Here is a 15,835-nt window from a genome sequence, read left to right as displayed (position 1 = left end):
ATAAATAGCCTATTAGCGGTTCACTTCGGTGAGCCGTTTTTGTTTGCGTTGCTTTACTAACTTTGATGTTAATTTTTGCAATTCCTCAACATGTTCATTTGCACAATTGCGAAGCACTAAGTTCCATTTGCAAAGTGTTTTTGCTTGTTCATAAAGTTCAGGGCTATGCACCAACCTGTTATTCTGTTGTAACCAATGAGCAACGCTCGCCCAGTCCCATAACGGGGAGGCGCCATTCAAGCGTTGTACGGGTGCTGGAAAATGGCCTTTACCTCGAGCCCCATCTTTCAATAAAGCCACTGCCTGACGAGTTAGTCCTGTCAATTCGGCAATATCACTTAACCCAACTAAAGTTGAATCAATAGATTCCACTTTTATATTCATCGATGTACTTTCGATGTCTGTGATCGCTGTTTCAATGGCAAGATCTAAAGACTCCGCTTCCCTATCAAATTCTAAATAAACCGATTTACCATAGAAACACACCAATGCATCGTCACAGCCTGCAGCAAATAAGGTATCAACTAAGCCTTCAGTATCTGCAGTCACACCAGATAGTGTTAATGTGAAAGTAAATAGTGCCATAATTATCCCATATAGTATGAATAAGCGGCCTAAGCCGCTTTGGTTTCGCATGCACTTCCATGACTTTCGGCGTTGACCAGACACTCATCATATGTGTTTTGTGTTCATCTACTGCGTTACCACAGCGTAACTTACAAAAAGTATGTGATGAGTTCCCTGCACTAACCCAGAGCCAGCCATTTTCTATCGCATATTCAATAGCAGCCTGAATATGCTTGTTCGGATGTTTTTTCATTGGCCCCCGAGATACATAACATAATCATTCCGTTGACATCGGTCAACAAATAATATTCAATGAATTGAATATCTCCCTATCACTTGATTGTTGTAACAACAACCCAGTCAATGTACCCCATAAATAGAGTGGGCTATTATTTTTATCAATGAAAACAATTAATTGAAATTTCATAAAATAATTTTGAAATTAATAATTCAGTTACTATTGGAATTAATTTAAGAACTCACTAGAAATTGAAGGGAACAGATCTATGGTTATTTTTTCCTTAACGACGCAGATTACAGAGATAAAAAAAGCCCAATTTTATGAGCTCTTCTCATTAAAATTGGGCTTTTAAGATCATTGATGGCTTATTAATTAGGCAACACTACGTTTCATAAAATCACGAGGGCGGAACCCGAGTACATATAAAGCTACGAAATAACTTCCTGCACCAATAATCACGACGCCTATCAAACGTAGCATACGCATCAGCATATTACCGTCTTGCCAAGAAGGCATAAAGTGTAAAACACCAAACAGCACAGCGCCCATTACAATTAACGCTATCAATAATTTAAATATAAACCCTTTCCAACCGGCTAAAGGCTGAAAAATACCTTGCTTGCGCAGTTGCCAATAGAGAACTCCCGCATTAAAACACGCCGCTAACCCAATAGATAAGGCTAAACCTGCATGTTGTAAAGGGCCAATAAAGGCTAAGTTCATCAATTGGGTTAAAATTAAAGTGACAATCGCAATCTTCACTGGCGTGCGAATATTTTGGCGCGAATAAAAACCTGGTGCCAAAATCTTCACCAAAATCATGCCTGTTAACCCTACACAGTAGGCAATTAAGGCATATTGAGTCATTAATGAGTCATGCGCTGTAAAATTACCGTATTGGAATAGCGATACCGTTAATGCTTCTGCGAGTATTGCCAACCCTAACGCACAGGGTAGAGCAAGTAATAAACAAAGACGCAATCCCCAGTCCATTAATTGGCGATACTCATTTTGATTGCCGCTCGTGAAACTTTTCGCTAATGATGGTAATAAAATAGTACCAAGAGCCACACCAAGTACCCCTGATGGCAATTCCATTAGCCTATCAGCGTAATACATCCATGACACTGAACCAGATTGTAAAAAAGAAGCAAATATTGTGTTGATAATTAAAGAAATTTGCGCAACTGAAACCCCGATAATTGCCGGCCCCATCATTTTCATTACACGCCAAACCCCGCTATCACGAAATGACAGGCGGGGTAACACTAACATGCCCACTTTTTTAAGATGGGGTAGCTGGTAGACAAGTTGCAAAACACCGCCAACCAACACAGCCCACGCCAATGACATAATGGGTGGGTTAAAGTAAGGCGCGGCGAAAGCAGCAAAAATGATCATGCTGACATTGAGTAACGTTGGCGCAAATGCAGGGACCGAAAAACGGTTCCAAGTATTCAGGATTGCGCCTGCGAGAGAGGCCAGTGAAATCAGAAAAATATAAGGAAATGTAACCCGTAAAAGATCCGTCGTCAGCGCAAACTTATCAGCGTCATCGGTAAAGCCAGGTGCGGTGACATAAATGATCCAAGGGGCTGCAATCATACCAAGGATGGTCACAATCGCTAAAGCGAGGGTTAGCATCCCTGCAATATAAGCGACAAATGTACGGGTGGCTTTCTCTCCCTGCTGGTTTTTATATTCCGCTAATATCGGGACAAAGGCTTGTGAAAAGGCACCTTCAGCAAAAATTCGACGTAAAAGATTCGGTAATTTAAAGGCGACAAAAAAGGCGTCAGCCGCGGCTCCTGCACCGAACACTCGGGCGATAATAGCGTCACGAATAAACCCAAGCACACGAGACATCATGGTCATGGAGCTTACTGCCGCCAATGATTTTAATAAATTCATGATTGATAGACTAAAAGAATACAATCGCATCAGTTTAACAGTGTGCACTGCAACTGACTACGATTGAAAAGTAAATTAGGAATTTAGGCTTTATTCAGTGCCCAAGTGTTATCTGTCAGCGCCGTCAATACATGGTCACGCCACTCACCGTTGATTTGTAAGTATTGCTTTGCATAGCCTTCCCGTTCAAAGCCAAGCTTGGTCAATAAATTACCACTACGCATATTATGAGGCATATAATTTGCCATAATTCGATGTATTTTTTGGTGTTGCTGCATGTAACGGATAGTTTGGGTTAGTGCCTCATACATTAGGCCTTGACCTTGCCATTTTTCACCTAGTGAATAACCTAGATAACATGCATAAAATGAGCCGCGCAATACATTACTAAAATTCGCTACTCCCATCACTTCGTTTTCTTCTTTATCTAATAGTACGAAATGGAAAGCGCTCCCTTCTCGATGCATTTCATTCATGACTTGTAACCGATTCTGCCAACCTGCTGGCTGATAATGAGATTTGTCCCTGATGGGTTCCCATGGAATTAAAAAGTCTTTGTTCAGGCTGTAATAATCAGCTAGTCGATAGTTATCACGTTCATAAGTCAAACGAATAACCATTCTATCAGTGACAAGGCGCACTTTCGGTACATTTGAACGATAACCAAACATCGTTAACCCTTAATTAATAAAAAGCCAGATATTTTCTCTCTTTCCAAGCCAATAACTTAGAACGCTAAAGTGTAGCTTACAATGCGTTGACGAAAAACATATTATGTAAATTAAAATACCAATACATCACTAAAGCCACCAGCAGTCTATGCTTTGATAATTAATAATATTCTAAATAATTCGCTCTGTGACTAGGCGACTAGAGAGGATAGATTGGGGAGCATGCACGAGTATGTGACCCAAGTAGCCGAACGCAGTCAACACCGTCACAGAGTGAAGTATGACGAATATTTATCGATAAAAATATATCATCTATTACCCCGCAATATACTGATATTATTGATACGTAATTTTAAAAACATTCCCTCTTTGCTATTTTTCTAATGGTGTCTCATGGCGCAGGTGTCACGGGCAAGAAGCCTTGGTAAGTATTTTCTCCTATTTGACAACATGTTGGTTGTCCTCGGCTTTTTTGTCGTTTTTCCACTTATTTCTATTCGGTTTGTTGATCAGCTGGGTTGGGCTGCCGTGGTGGTGGGTTTTGCCTTAGGAATTCGTCAGTTTGTTCAACAGGGTTTGGGGATTTTTGGCGGTGCTATTGCTGACCGATTTGGCGCAAAACCCATGATTGTCATTGGGATGTTATTACGCGCCAGTGGTTTTGCGGTGATGGCCGTGGCCCATGACCCTTGGATATTATGGTTATCTTGTGTCCTCTCAGCACTGGGTGGCACCTTATTTGACCCTCCACGAACCGCATTAGTGATTAAATTGACCCGCCCGTATGAACGCGGCCGTTTTTATTCTTTACTCTTAATGCAAGACAGTGCTGGAGCCGTTATTGGCGCGTTGATTGGTAGTTGGTTATTGCAATATGACTTCCATTATGTCTGCTGGGTTGGCGCTGCGGTGTTTATTATTGCGGCCATTTGCAATGCTTGGTTATTACCCGCTTACCGGATCTCAACTGTCAGAACCCCCATCAAAGAAGGCATGGGACGCGTACTGAAAGACAAACGTTTTGTAACTTATGTGGTCACATTGGCGGGCTATTTTATGTTGTCAGTACAAGTGATGCTTATGTTCCCGATTGTTGTCAATGAATTAGCAGGCACACCTACTGCCGTCAAATGGATGTATGCCATTGAAGCAGCAATATCTTTAACATTGCTTTACCCTATTGCGCGTTGGAGCGAAAAACATTTTCGCCTTGAACACCGGCTCATGGCCGGGCTATTTTTAATGAGTCTCAGCATGTTTCCAATTGGCATGACAACCTCTCTCAATACGTTATTTGCTCTTATTTGCCTCTTTTATCTCGGCACAATAACCGCTGACCCAGCTAGAGAAACATTGAGCGCGTCACTTGCTGACCCAAGAGCACGAGGGAGCTATATGGGCTTTAGCCGCTTAGGCCTTGCTTTAGGCGGAGCTGTCGGTTATACCGGTGGCGGCTGGATGTACGATATTGGCCACCAATGGAATATGCCACAATTACCTTGGTTCTTATTAGGGATCATCGGTTTTATCACTTTATGGGCTCTTCATAAGCAATTTAACCGTAAAAAAATTGAAACAGTCATGTTGAGTGGGCAGTAATGCGCTAAACTAGCGGTGTTACTGTAAAAGGAGTCTTTATGAAGAAGTTTTTAATCGCTGCTATGGTGGGCTTTCTCACTCTTTTATCGGGCTGTAGCCAATTATCTGAGTTTAGTATTAGTGAGTCACAAATTAATAATTACCTTGCTAATAAAGTGAAATATGACCATAAAGTCGGTATTACGGGTTTTGCTGATGCAGATATTCAGCTCGCGAATTTAAAATCAGAAATCGGCCGCAGTGAACCAGGAAAAGTCGCGTTAACGGGGGATGCAACCGTTAAATTAGACTCGCTGATTGGTAAAGCGGAAGCACAAATTAACCTGACACTCACTGCGCGTCCTTACTTTGACGCCAAAACAGGTTCAATTTACTTAAAAGAATTGAATATTAGCAATTACAAAGTGACGCCAGAAAATATGGATACCGCTATGTCAGCTGTTATTCCTTACTTAAACAGTTCACTTGAAACTTTCTTTGAAACTCAGCCTGTTTATGTGTTGAATCCAGATAATGGTGCTGCTGAAGCAACCGCGAAGAAACTCGCTAAAGGGCTGGAAATCAAACCGGGCAAACTGGTCATTCCATTAGTCGATTGATTTTAACCATAAATAATTTCGATTGATAAAAGCATTAAAGGCAACAGGAAAATCTGTTGCCTTTCTTATTCGTTCAAACTCAATCAAAATTATTAATCAACACTGACGACTAAAGTAGAGTAATACCCAGAATCAAAAGTGACAGCGTCACAATTATTCCGTATCTGAGTCAAGTTCATCACGCAGTGCGATAACTGCATCACGGGTAATCTGGGCTAAAGTACGGTAAAATGGGGTTATTGCATGGGCCTCAACCTTCCCTAAAAAGCTGCCATACCAGCTAAGAATATAGCTATCAAATAGCTCTTCTTGAGCGGCGGTTTCAACTCCCGCCAGCTCCACCAAATTTGGTGGGTCAGTGATAGGACAACAGGTTTAAAAACAGGAAGTTAGCAAAATCAGTTGGACTACGCACTGACACAAATAGGACTACAAATGATACGCAAATCGTACGCGGATTATTAAGTTCACTAAAAGCCCACTTCGGTGGGCTTTTTCTTGCTTATAAAAAAAATAAAATTATATGCTAAACTACCTTACATACGGAAAACCAACCTCAAAGGGTATTTGAATGAATGGCTATGGTAGGTTCGTAATATCATTAATTGTTGCAGGCCTTTTGGTATTAACACTCCATTTCTCTTTCGCAGAAGAGACGCTTAAAGAGCATACGGTGATATTTTCAGGATTATTGGGCGGTCTTTGCAGCGTCTTAACTGGATTTGTAGCTAATATCTATTACTCAAAAAATAAAGTAAAACGATTTAGAAGGTATAAGGCTGTAATTTACCGCAAGCAACAGTACAAAAGATCAGCTAGTGAGAAAAAAGCTGAGTCATTAGCCGTTCTGTTTTTGTTAAGTGAGCAAAAAAAAGCATTTTATAGCTATCTAATTTTAGTTTTACCCCTACCAATTCTTTTCATTTTCTGCACGTATAGCAACATTCCATTGTATTTTCTAACATTTCCATTAATCCTTTCGTGCTTCATTGCAGCTAAAAATACTCTATTGAAGTTTAGGATTGAGCATGGCTATTTTGGCTATAACAATTATGAAGCGATGCAACTATTAAAGTTCATCCAGAAAAGGAATATAAACATAAGCGGTGGCAGCGGGCGAATACTAAGAGATCCTCACCGCTTACAAGAGAATAAAATACAAGCTGGTGGAGCCAAGGAAGGAGCGATGTAATGGATAGTCGAGCTAGCCTTTTTTTTCATAAGTTCTTAGATATTTTAACATTAGCTCACCCAATTAAAACAGCATTTGGGGCTTTAATTGGACTTCTATTTGTCTGCATTTCAAATATTTTCGCACTTAAAATAAATGATTTATGTGGTATTCAAGTTGGGTTTTATACGAATTCATTCCTTTTTATTTTTTTTATACTATTAGTCAACATACGTACGCTAATAAAAGCTATAAACGGAAAAACAATAAACGAAGATTTTGATAACTTAACTATGTTAATAGACAGTTCTCCACTAACAGACGCAGAAAAAAGAGCCAAATATAGGGCGTTAATAGATCGACAAATTAACTTGCTAGATATAAACAAGCAAGATAAAGCCCCCCCTCCGCAAAAACATAGTATTGATTAATGATGTTTCTTAGCCGCAGTTTATTTCTGCGGCTTTTTAATGTCTAATTACAGCAATGCGTTATTATCATCAAGGGCATATTGTTGACGTTCCGCAGCCACAGAGCTCATGTTGTAGAATGTGATCTGCTCAAGCAAAATAAATCTAGTGATTGATAACTCTCACCCACTCGATTATGCTGAAATTTGTTATTATGAAAGCATATAAAAAGTGTTATTAAAATCAGATACTAAAGCTTTGATGGTTAATATTACCGCAGGAGATAAGATGATAATGGATGGCGGGTGGATTTATGTTTTTATGAGTGCCTCTGACTATAATAGATTTAAGGTTGGAATGACAATAAACAATCCTTTAATACGATTGAATAACCTAAGAACTGGGGATCCAACTCTTGATTTTCAGGTTGCATATTTCATTCCTTCAACATTGAATTGGAATTTATTCGAATTAGAGAACCATATACACAAAGAGCTTGAAGCAGGATCCGGCAGAATAAATTTTTTTAATGAAAAGCCATCAGAATGGTTCATTGGTGATTGTAGAAATGCATGGTTTGAGCTAGATGTTATTTTTGAAAATTTAGGTGTTGACGTTACCGACTACTTCGATCCTGAAGCGAAAAAGATTGTCAGATTTTGGGAAGAAAATTTAAGATTATTATATGCCCCACCAGCTCCACTTGATGAGGATGGTCTTCCATTTTTTTAAAATTGCCAAAACAGCGCCGCAAGGTAAACGCGCCAGATCGAGCTGGCGCATTAGTTTTTATTGTTGCTCCACCTGCTCCGCAGCTTCCTGCTCTGCCCTTTCCGCTTCCTCTGCTGCGCGTTTGGCTTCTTCTTGCGCTAATCGCTCTGCTTCCATCTTAGCGAGTCTCTCAGCTTCAGCTTGCTTTTGATTGTAGATAGAGTTTGATGGCATGTTTACACGAACATCAACCCAGTGGCCGCGAGGAATATCGCAAGGTTCTCCGGGTGTTAATTCAACTTTTCCGTCAAAACCCGGTATTGATTCCTCACCCTCTGTAGCATCACGCAAAAACTCAGGGTAAAGCTTGAAGCGTTCATATTGAATATTTTGCGGTAAATCATGCTGACGATATGATGTATACAAAACAATATCCCCGTCCTCATCGGGCTCAACAATACGACCGTCAAATGGGTGTGGTTTGCCTTTTTCAAGTACATCATAAAGCGCATATACCAATGGGAGCTGGTTAATACCGCATGGAATCGTAATACCACCATTTACACCACCCCAGCTAGCATCCGAGTGCAGGCCAAGAACGCCATGTAATTGATAAATTCCCGTGTGCAATTTTTTGAGTGTTACACCTTCGGCTTCTTCATTTGGATCGACATGGTCAGCAAAAACTTTAACAATCGGCGATGCGGCTTTTAAGTTACCATTTGCGTCTTTTGTCGTATTCCCTGTTGTATAGAACTCATACCACCCTGACATCGCTGATGCACCAATCGGTGTTCTAAAATAAACCTTTGAAGACCAATCAGGGGAATATAAAATATTAGATGAAACTGCTGGGTCTCTTCCAAAATACACGCCACCACCATATTCGCTCCTTCCTGAAGGGGTTCCAACTGCATCGGGATTAATATAAAAAAAGCCTAGTGCTCTCGCTTTGTTGGCATTAAGATCCAACTCCTTTGGTACATTATTTATACTTAACGCTCCAACTCCAAAATCACCAACTTTCATTAACGTGCCACCAGTTTCAGGTAGTGCATAAATTCGCCATGCTCCACCTTCTGTACGCGATTCAATTCGTGGGCCAGCATCGATAGGATTTAGTTGTATGCGACTTTCTTTTGGTGTTTTAGCCACTAACTGACTTGCTACAACGACAGATGCTACATCCAGTCGACCATTAACATCTCCACCTGCCTTATCAAGCTTCCCATCTAGCAATCTATCCCTTTCTTTCTCCGTTCTCAGTTGCATTTCAGTGCCGTCAGGTAACACAACTTTAATCACACCGGATTCGGTCATGAGTCGGTTCAATATCATCATCAGTTGATAGCTTTCAGTGATCATTGCTGTTGCTTTGTTAACGCCGTCTGATACCGAACCAATCATCGTGATTGAGATAACGTATTTCACATCTGTGAGTGTTGCCGGGACAGGAAAGCTCAACGTCATTTGTATATCACTTTCCACCGAGCGAATGCTGTTTTGATATATCGTATCTCCAGACTGTATAAGAATAATTTGACCTACAGAGACTTTCGTCACACTGTTTTTCCATAACGTGTTTTTACCTGTTATTTTTGGGTCGCTAGCCTTTGTTGAGATAGTGCCAATTTCATAAATCATGGTGTTTCCTTGAATTTTGAACGTAAAAAAACCGCAATTAAGCGGCCTGTAGGTGTTCAGTTGTTTATTTCATACAGTGGTGTTGTTTAAACTCACTTGCATCAGATTGCGTGATAACAAATAGTCCTTCACAGACCTCGTGCGTGACTGTTACAGGGGATTTACACGCGGCAATAAGCACGACGATTCCTGCGAATATCGCATATTTAATTTTTTTCATATGGTTACCTATGGAAAAGGAAAATAATCTGCAGCGTCTAAAAAAATAGCGGGTGTTGCGGTTCGGGCTATCGTTTGATTGCCATGATAACCACGCTGTTGAGATGTACTGGTTTGAAATAAACTGATTTGAGACTCACTTAAATTCCCTATATTCAGGTCTCGCCACCAGCCTAAACCGCCATCACTACTGAATATCTCCCCGACCTTTGTCGGTGTGTACATGGGCCGACGAATGGAATCAACGTTAATACCCGAGCCTAGTGGGATTTGATTGCCGGGAACGGTAATAGGCCGAGTCATTACGCCCATTTGAGAGTTAAATGTGACCCTCCCTTCTAGGTTGCGAATTTTCAAACCAAAGCCGGGTGTATCCAGTTGAGCGGGTTGCACATTCGTAAAAGCAACAACCCAATACCACGCAGGCGAATATGCTGTGATGTTGGTGCTATTTCGGTTTCTACTGACATAACGCCACCACTTTAACTTTTCCCAGCTTTGTACATTCGATGGCTCCAAACGAATAAAGGATTTATTGTCATCGGTATAAAAGAAAAATACCGCATTCTCAATCGTTAGCCCGGGGAAAGTCTCTCCAATGTTAAACCCTTCTGTAATATAGACCTTTGCTTTGTGAGTTGCATAGGCATAACCCAACGGGGGTGTATTTTCCAGAAAGACAGAACTTCCCATCACTTTTAACCCAAAACCGCTCGCCGTTTTCTGGGATCCGATTGTCGGGAATGCAATGATTTTTACATAGTTCAGGTCATAATCCATCATCCCCATCACAGTGACTTTTCTACCGTTGGAGCTATAAGCGATTTTATCCTTTGTCCCTGATACGTAACGCCTATCGCCACTTTGTGTAAACGTCACTTCTGCTGCACTCAAAGAAACCACTTGAAAGCCATAACCCTCTGGGATTTCATTGGGGCAATTCCATTTGTATGTTAGCCAGCCGCCGTCTGGGGATAGGCCGTCACTTCTTTTGACATAACGAGTCCATAGGTTTGTCGCTGGAGCGGTGTGCTCATTGAAAATAAACTCACTGCCGTCTAAATTTCGAATTTTCACGCCATATAAGCTATCAATCATAAGAACCACCCCAATTCAATAATGTAGGTGTTTTTATACTTAAAGTAGTCGCCTTTACTGTTTCGAATAACGGAGTAGTCCCCCTCATTGCTGTTTGTTTCGAACACACTATTTTGCATATCAATACGCATTCCAGATTTACCCGGCACATAGTTAGGTGAGCGCATGTCAGTTTGGACAACAATACTGCCAATGACTGCCTTGTTAATAAACGCTTCATTGATAAATACTTGACCATTTTCAACAAAGAAAACAGGCTCCAACTTGCCACTGGAAGGATTGAAAATACCGAATGTATCTGCACTGAAGCCAATCTGCGTAACTACCTTTCCATTTGCCACCGTAGCGCCCATAAGAAACTTGGCGTCATAGTATTGGCCATTCCAATTAATACCGGTCTTAATTGTGTAAATCGCAGAACCATTCCCTTTGTGATCGAAAATAGTTTGCCCACGCAATTCAATTGCTGCCTTATTCTCACCCACTTCTGATTTAATGAGCTCGTTAACTTCCGCTTGTGCTTCCTCATTGTCAGACACCGTTTTCTTAAGTGTTGTGATGGTTGCATTCACATCATTAAACTGCGTTTCTAGCTTTTCAATAGACTGTGCAAATGATTGGAATTTGTTAGCTGTAACAGTATCGAGTCGAGTAATAGACGCTTTTATTCTCAATTGCTCAACTGCTTGATTGCCATATTCCGCAGTCAGCTGCATCCCCATTTCCGCTAGTGAGCTTTCAGCATTGGCAATTGTGCGTGCTAGTTGATTGATTAGCGCTTCATTATCATTAAATCGGGATCCTGCTGTTTCAATATGCTTCGTTTGCGTCTCATCGATTTTAGCAATAGCCTCTTTTTGCTCTGTTACACGAGCGTCAATTGGTGCAAGCTTGTCATCAACTTGTTTAATCTCAGCTTTCACTTGTGAGATGTCTTTAGCTGTCGATTCTTCAAGTGTTGAAATAGATTCTTCCACTTTTAGAACTGCGGATGAGGTTTGCTCGTAGTCTGTTTTAACTTGCTGCTGCCAGCGTGCTAGCGCCTCCTGGTCTGATACTCTCACTTGTTCAAGTCGGAATATTTCAGATTTACGCGTGCCCTCTTCTTCGAATAAACGCCATGAAACTTGATTTAACATCATTGTGTTGTTAAGTGTCGCTTCAGCCGCTTGCTCAAGTTGCAGTTGAACATTTCCTTGATTGAAGTCGATTTGCTCTTGCATTTGCTGGCCAGCTTCAGTGCTGAGGAATTTATCGCCGACAACCTCCAATATTTCATCAGCCCGATCCTCTGGCTTACCATTGGCTTCAACAAACTGCGATTTTCCTACTGGGTTCACGGTTCTGACATAAATAAAATATGTCTGGCCAGCTTTAAGCTTTCTCCCCTGAATAACCCACATCGTGCCATTACCAAGGTATTCAGCTAGCAACTCAACTTCATTGATATTCGCAATCTGTTTTTCGGAAAACCAAAACTCATACTGCAGGCGCAGCGCATTTTGCCCTCCCACATGAGGAATAATCCCTAAACTGAAAAAGCCCGGCTCAACATCGATGTAAGACGGCGGTGGCGGTGGGTTAATATCAAATGAGACCGAGGCTTGTTCGCCCTTTTGCCCATCTTTATTTTGTGGTGCGACAGAGAGCAGGTAATTCCCTTGCGGTAAATTACCAATGCGATAACGGTTTTCTTGGGTTTTCGCGGTACCAACAATACGCCCCGCTTGAGTTAGTTTGAGGACAAAATCAACACCTCGAACCGCCGTTGCGGTTGTCCAGTTGGCTTCCACTTGCCAGTTGTCACTATCTGCACTGACTTCAACAGAGAGGTTTTCAACTGGAGGAATGTAGCCGCCCAATGGCGTGTCAGGCAACGGTTCAAATTTCACCCCCTGGTCAACCATGGCCTCTTTTTCGGGAACATGCTGAACTGCAATAACACCGTAAGTGCCATCACCCTTATCAGAAATCGTAATCGCCCTAAATAAACGACGAGCCAAATCGGGCTGGTTAATACCCCATACCGATTTTGTGGCGACACCTTTTGGTACCGATTCAACTTTAATTTGATTGTTGCCTAAGTACCCTGTCACTTTTACGTGCTCATAACGGCCAGTGGCATTCATTAACGAAATAAAAGCGGTACCAGATTTAGGTTTTGTGACTTCTCTATCAAGCGTTAAAATCTTTTGAGTGGCATCGATGGCAATGAGCCTACCGCCAATAGGGTCCTCGCCACCCACCCAGTCATTATCCATAATTTCGATAATGTCACCGGGAGTATGGCGTAGCCCTTCCGCGCCTACTTCAAACTCAACAGTTTGGGTCTCTAATTTTTCTGTCAATAATATCCACAGACCATAACGCCGAGCTTGTCCACGGCTTGTGCAGCCAAATGCATCAACTCGAAGCACGTTAAGACCAAACTGAGCAACCAATGCATCATCAGAGACTTGCTCAACACTGGTTTTCCAGCCGTTTTGCGGATCAATAAAGCGTACTTCAATAACGGTATGACGAGCCTTTAATGGGCTAAAGCTGTAGTGGAAACGACCATTAACCACGTTTGCATTTGTGTAAGGCCAAACGACATCACTAGGGCGGTCTTGAACAAATGTCATTTGCAGCCCATTCCACACAGGCATGATGCGCATTATTGAGCACAGGTCACTGAAGTAATCATAAGCTTTGCGAATATCAGTAATATAAGCATTGCAGGTGACTCGAGGCTCTTTATTACCGAAGCCATCAGGTACCAGTTGATCGCAATATTGACCAATAACGTAAAGCGCAAACTTATCAACCTCAGCTATTTTCAGTCTTTTACCTAGCCCAAATCGCTTCGTTGTTAATAAGCTATACAGCACCCACGCAGGATTATTGGTATACGCAGGCTTAAACGTTCCATCCCAAATGCCACTGTATACGCGAGTTTCAGGATTATAATTGTTCGGCACTTGAACAATCAGCCCCCGAACTAAATAGTTACGTGTAGGATATTGATTACCAAACTGTTCACTTTCAAACGTTAGACCCGCGACTGCTGAGCCTGGATAGGTTTGATTAATATCGGTAATTTCGGTGTAACTTGACCAAATAGTATTATTTTGTAATTTATCGCTGTTGCTATCTGGCGTTAGACGAACCATGCGAATGCTAAAAGGTGGCGGTGGCAACTTATCGATAATCACAGCCATTAGGTATGGGGAATTACTCCTTTTACCACGAATAGTGATATTTTTTTCAGTTACCCACGAACCATTACGTTGTACCTGAATTTGTAACTCAACTGATGTGCCAACACGATCCCCATTATCTTTCACTTCAACCAACGCTTGGGTGCCAAACGTTAACCGTAAGCGGTCAATATTTCGTGAAGTTATTGTGCGAGTTACAGGTGTGCTTTTTTTGATTTCAATACTGACAGGAGTTTCGCTTGATGATGATGAAAACCCCTCTAAGGCTGGTTGCTCTAAAGTGCCTGACACCCACTGAGCGGTCATGCCGTTTACATTGCTGTTACCAGAGGAGTCAATAACGGGAGTATTATTAAGATAAACCCCCTTTAAATCACCAACTGGTCCCTCAATTGGACCCTCACTCACTAAATCAATAATTGATAATTTCTGCCGTGATGTTAAATCGTTTGGCGCCTCATAAGGAGTATGTTGTTTACCGCCGCCTTTACCCATGATTACGTCTCCCCACTACCACCGTGTTTACCCACATCAATATCTTTTGCGTCACCGTCATCCATGATTTCAATTGCTTGTGAAATCACCCTTGAGCCGCACATAATTTCACCATAAGCAACCGGTACCGCCATCCCCTGCGCCACTGCGTTTTCGAGATTGCTGAAGTACGTGTTCCCTTTTTCTTCTTCAGAACGCGACAAATTGGCAGGCTTAGGTATCGGCGTTAACATTTGCGCGACCCCACCAATCATCATTGCACCACCTGCCAGCATCATCGACGCGCCAAAACTCCAGCCTGCAGGGTTCCACCACCCGATCGCCAAAACGGCTGCGCCGGCAATAAATTGAAATGCCCCCCCTGTTTTTGCACCCTCGATACGCGGAACGATGTGAATTACCGCATTTGCCATCAGAGGTTCATGGACACGCTGATGTAATTCGCTGGGGTCAACATCGGATCCGCTAATGCGAATTTGGTACCAGCCATCACGGAATTGTTGTTTTAGATTGGGAATTTGAAGAAATAAGGCATGAAGCCCTTCAGCTGCGGTTTTAATATTTAAATCGAATCGACGGCCAAATCGTTGCAGATCCCCATAAAAGCGGATGGTTGCCAGTCGCGGTAGCGCCAAATCGAGTGAGTCATTCGTTGCCATCTTTCGTTATAAACCTCTCGCTTACTCAATTGATTAGGAACGTGATGCAAAATAGTTTGGTCGCCCAAGTAGATTGCGGCATGATTTGCGCGGGAACTGGCATAGCAACACAAAATAATATCGCCGGGCTGGATATCTCTTTTGACTTGCTTAAAGCCATTTTCCGCTAAGTTATCTAAATAGAGCTCCTTCCCTTTCCGCCACCAATTGTCTTCACGGTCAAAGTCTGGCAATGAGCAACCGGCTAAATGGTAAGCGTCACGGAATAGGCCATAACAATCTGTAGAGCCATGAATAAACTCACGGCCTAATAACTTTGGCACACACTCAAATTTGATAATTTTTTCATCGCAAACCAACCACCAGGGGAGGTTTGTTTTTAACTGGTGCGCTCTATCTGCTGAACTTAAATAGGGATTGCCGCCGGGGTGACTGTGAACAATCGCGATGACTTCACCTATTTGGCTGGCTTGAATGTAGTCTTCAGCCGCAATTGAAAAATGATTTTCAGGGTCGATATGTTGGTTTTCACAAGGAATATAAATCTCGGTACCGTCTTGAATAATCACAAGGCCACACGATTCCTGTGGCGCCATGCGTTTTGCATGTTCCAAAATAGTTTGTTCTAACATGGCGATCC

At 41.9% G+C, this 15,835-nt stretch carries 15 protein-coding genes and 1 pseudogene; 5 read left to right on the top strand and 11 right to left on the bottom strand.

The window, feature by feature from the left end:
- Window positions 1-12: 12 nt before the first annotated feature.
- The 4 genes from CYG50_RS07630 to rimJ all read right to left on the bottom strand — a co-directional run bounded on the left by CYG50_RS07630 (window position 13) and on the right by rimJ (window position 3,390).
- A complete protein-coding gene (locus tag CYG50_RS07630) occupies window positions 13-585 on the bottom strand; it encodes a helix-turn-helix transcriptional regulator (protein ID WP_102140253.1) in 573 nt (190 codons plus the stop codon).
- Entirely contained in the window at window positions 533-820 is a 288-nt protein-coding gene (locus CYG50_RS07625; RefSeq protein ID WP_232368180.1) for a hypothetical protein, read from the bottom strand. Before CYG50_RS07625 ends, CYG50_RS07630 begins: the two co-directional genes overlap by 53 nt.
- A gap of 360 nt (window positions 821-1,180) precedes the next feature.
- Window positions 1,181-2,719: a murein biosynthesis integral membrane protein MurJ gene (gene murJ, locus CYG50_RS07620; RefSeq protein WP_102140252.1), complete on the bottom strand. Its 1,539-nt coding sequence runs from the start codon at window positions 2,717-2,719 to the stop codon at window positions 1,181-1,183.
- Between the two features lie 83 nt (window positions 2,720-2,802).
- Window positions 2,803-3,390, bottom strand: coding sequence for a ribosomal protein S5-alanine N-acetyltransferase (rimJ, locus tag CYG50_RS07615; RefSeq protein ID WP_102140251.1), 588 nt, complete (start codon window positions 3,388-3,390; stop codon window positions 2,803-2,805).
- A 393-nt stretch (window positions 3,391-3,783) separates the two neighbouring features.
- On the opposite strand from rimJ, the gene mdtH reads away from it, so the two are divergent.
- Together mdtH and CYG50_RS07605 are read left to right on the top strand one after the other, a co-directional pair.
- Complete coding sequence (gene mdtH, locus CYG50_RS07610) at window positions 3,784-4,989, top strand: multidrug efflux MFS transporter MdtH (RefSeq protein WP_102140250.1); 1,206 nt, start codon at window positions 3,784-3,786, stop codon at window positions 4,987-4,989.
- 38 nt (window positions 4,990-5,027) lie between these two features.
- Entirely contained in the window at window positions 5,028-5,588 is a 561-nt protein-coding gene (locus CYG50_RS07605) for a lipoprotein (RefSeq protein WP_102140249.1), read from the top strand.
- A 153-nt stretch (window positions 5,589-5,741) separates the two neighbouring features.
- On the opposite strand, the pseudogene CYG50_RS07600 reads toward CYG50_RS07605, so the two are convergent.
- Window positions 5,742-5,912: pseudogene (locus tag CYG50_RS07600) on the bottom strand (molecular chaperone); the annotation flags it as partial.
- A 247-nt stretch (window positions 5,913-6,159) separates the two neighbouring features.
- On the opposite strand from CYG50_RS07600, the gene CYG50_RS07595 reads away from it, so the two are divergent.
- The 3 genes from CYG50_RS07595 (at window position 6,160) to CYG50_RS07585 (ending at window position 7,901) form a co-directional block, all read left to right on the top strand.
- Window positions 6,160-6,780, top strand: a complete 621-nt coding sequence (locus CYG50_RS07595) for a hypothetical protein (protein ID WP_102140248.1) — start codon at window positions 6,160-6,162, stop codon at window positions 6,778-6,780.
- On the top strand, window positions 6,780-7,190 hold the full coding sequence (locus tag CYG50_RS07590; protein ID WP_102140247.1) for a hypothetical protein: 411 nt from the start codon (window positions 6,780-6,782) through the stop codon (window positions 7,188-7,190). The genes CYG50_RS07595 and CYG50_RS07590 overlap by 1 nt, the downstream gene beginning before the upstream one ends.
- A 210-nt stretch (window positions 7,191-7,400) precedes the next feature.
- The gene (locus CYG50_RS07585; RefSeq protein WP_102140246.1) at window positions 7,401-7,901 is read left to right on the top strand and encodes a GIY-YIG nuclease family protein; all 501 of its coding nucleotides are present in this window, start codon (window positions 7,401-7,403) and stop codon (window positions 7,899-7,901) included.
- Window positions 7,902-7,958: 57 nt separating this feature from the next.
- On the opposite strand, the gene CYG50_RS07580 is transcribed toward CYG50_RS07585, so the two are convergent.
- The 6 genes from CYG50_RS07580 to CYG50_RS07560 form a co-directional block, all read right to left on the bottom strand.
- A complete protein-coding gene (locus tag CYG50_RS07580) occupies window positions 7,959-9,524 on the bottom strand; it encodes a phage tail fiber protein (protein ID WP_116068728.1) in 1,566 nt (521 codons plus the stop codon).
- A 64-nt stretch (window positions 9,525-9,588) separates the two neighbouring features.
- Entirely contained in the window at window positions 9,589-9,744 is a 156-nt protein-coding gene (locus tag CYG50_RS22900; RefSeq protein WP_168222834.1) for a hypothetical protein, read from the bottom strand.
- A gap of 8 nt (window positions 9,745-9,752) precedes the next feature.
- Window positions 9,753-10,841 (bottom strand): hypothetical protein, encoded by a 1,089-nt coding sequence (locus CYG50_RS07575; protein ID WP_102140732.1) that lies wholly within the window; start codon window positions 10,839-10,841, stop codon window positions 9,753-9,755.
- Complete coding sequence (locus CYG50_RS07570) at window positions 10,838-14,536, bottom strand: TipJ family phage tail tip protein (RefSeq protein ID WP_102140733.1); 3,699 nt, start codon at window positions 14,534-14,536, stop codon at window positions 10,838-10,840. The genes CYG50_RS07575 and CYG50_RS07570 overlap by 4 nt, the downstream gene beginning before the upstream one ends.
- Window positions 14,537-14,538: 2 nt before the next feature.
- A complete protein-coding gene (locus tag CYG50_RS07565; protein WP_116068731.1) occupies window positions 14,539-15,195 on the bottom strand; it encodes a tail assembly protein in 657 nt (218 codons plus the stop codon).
- Window positions 15,099-15,833 carry a C40 family peptidase gene (locus tag CYG50_RS07560; RefSeq protein ID WP_375373120.1) on the bottom strand — a complete coding sequence of 245 codons (735 nt, stop codon included), beginning with the start codon at window positions 15,831-15,833 and terminating at the stop codon, window positions 15,099-15,101. The genes CYG50_RS07565 and CYG50_RS07560 overlap by 97 nt, the downstream gene beginning before the upstream one ends.
- Between the last annotated feature and the right edge of the window lie 2 nt (window positions 15,834-15,835).

Source organism: Providencia huaxiensis (genome assembly GCF_002843235.3).
GTDB classification, from domain to species: domain Bacteria; phylum Pseudomonadota; class Gammaproteobacteria; order Enterobacterales; family Enterobacteriaceae; genus Providencia; species Providencia huaxiensis.
Note: the sequence above shows the minus strand (reverse complement) of the source record. Positions and strands in the feature narration are given on the sequence as shown.

What these genes read in the sequence shown, in the direction of transcription:
- CYG50_RS07630 (WP_102140253.1), bottom strand. Translation starts at nt 585, where the DNA reads ATGGCACTATTTACTTTCACATTAACACTATCTGGTGTGACTGCAGAT.
- CYG50_RS07625 (WP_232368180.1), bottom strand. Translation starts at nt 820, where the DNA reads ATGAAAAAACATCCGAACAAGCATATTCAGGCTGCTATTGAATATGCG.
- murJ (WP_102140252.1), bottom strand. Translation starts at nt 2,719, where the DNA reads ATGAATTTATTAAAATCATTGGCGGCAGTAAGCTCCATGACCATGATG.
- rimJ (WP_102140251.1), bottom strand. Translation starts at nt 3,390, where the DNA reads ATGTTTGGTTATCGTTCAAATGTACCGAAAGTGCGCCTTGTCACTGAT.
- mdtH (WP_102140250.1), top strand. Translation starts at nt 3,784, where the DNA reads ATGGCGCAGGTGTCACGGGCAAGAAGCCTTGGTAAGTATTTTCTCCTA.
- CYG50_RS07605 (WP_102140249.1), top strand. Translation starts at nt 5,028, where the DNA reads ATGAAGAAGTTTTTAATCGCTGCTATGGTGGGCTTTCTCACTCTTTTA.
- CYG50_RS07595 (WP_102140248.1), top strand. Translation starts at nt 6,160, where the DNA reads ATGAATGGCTATGGTAGGTTCGTAATATCATTAATTGTTGCAGGCCTT.
- CYG50_RS07590 (WP_102140247.1), top strand. Translation starts at nt 6,780, where the DNA reads ATGGATAGTCGAGCTAGCCTTTTTTTTCATAAGTTCTTAGATATTTTA.
- CYG50_RS07580 (WP_116068728.1), bottom strand. Translation starts at nt 9,524, where the DNA reads ATGATTTATGAAATTGGCACTATCTCAACAAAGGCTAGCGACCCAAAA.
- CYG50_RS22900 (WP_168222834.1), bottom strand. Translation starts at nt 9,744, where the DNA reads ATGAAAAAAATTAAATATGCGATATTCGCAGGAATCGTCGTGCTTATT.
- CYG50_RS07575 (WP_102140732.1), bottom strand. Translation starts at nt 10,841, where the DNA reads ATGATTGATAGCTTATATGGCGTGAAAATTCGAAATTTAGACGGCAGT.
- CYG50_RS07570 (WP_102140733.1), bottom strand. Translation starts at nt 14,536, where the DNA reads ATGGGTAAAGGCGGCGGTAAACAACATACTCCTTATGAGGCGCCAAAC.
- CYG50_RS07565 (WP_116068731.1), bottom strand. Translation starts at nt 15,195, where the DNA reads ATGGCAACGAATGACTCACTCGATTTGGCGCTACCGCGACTGGCAACC.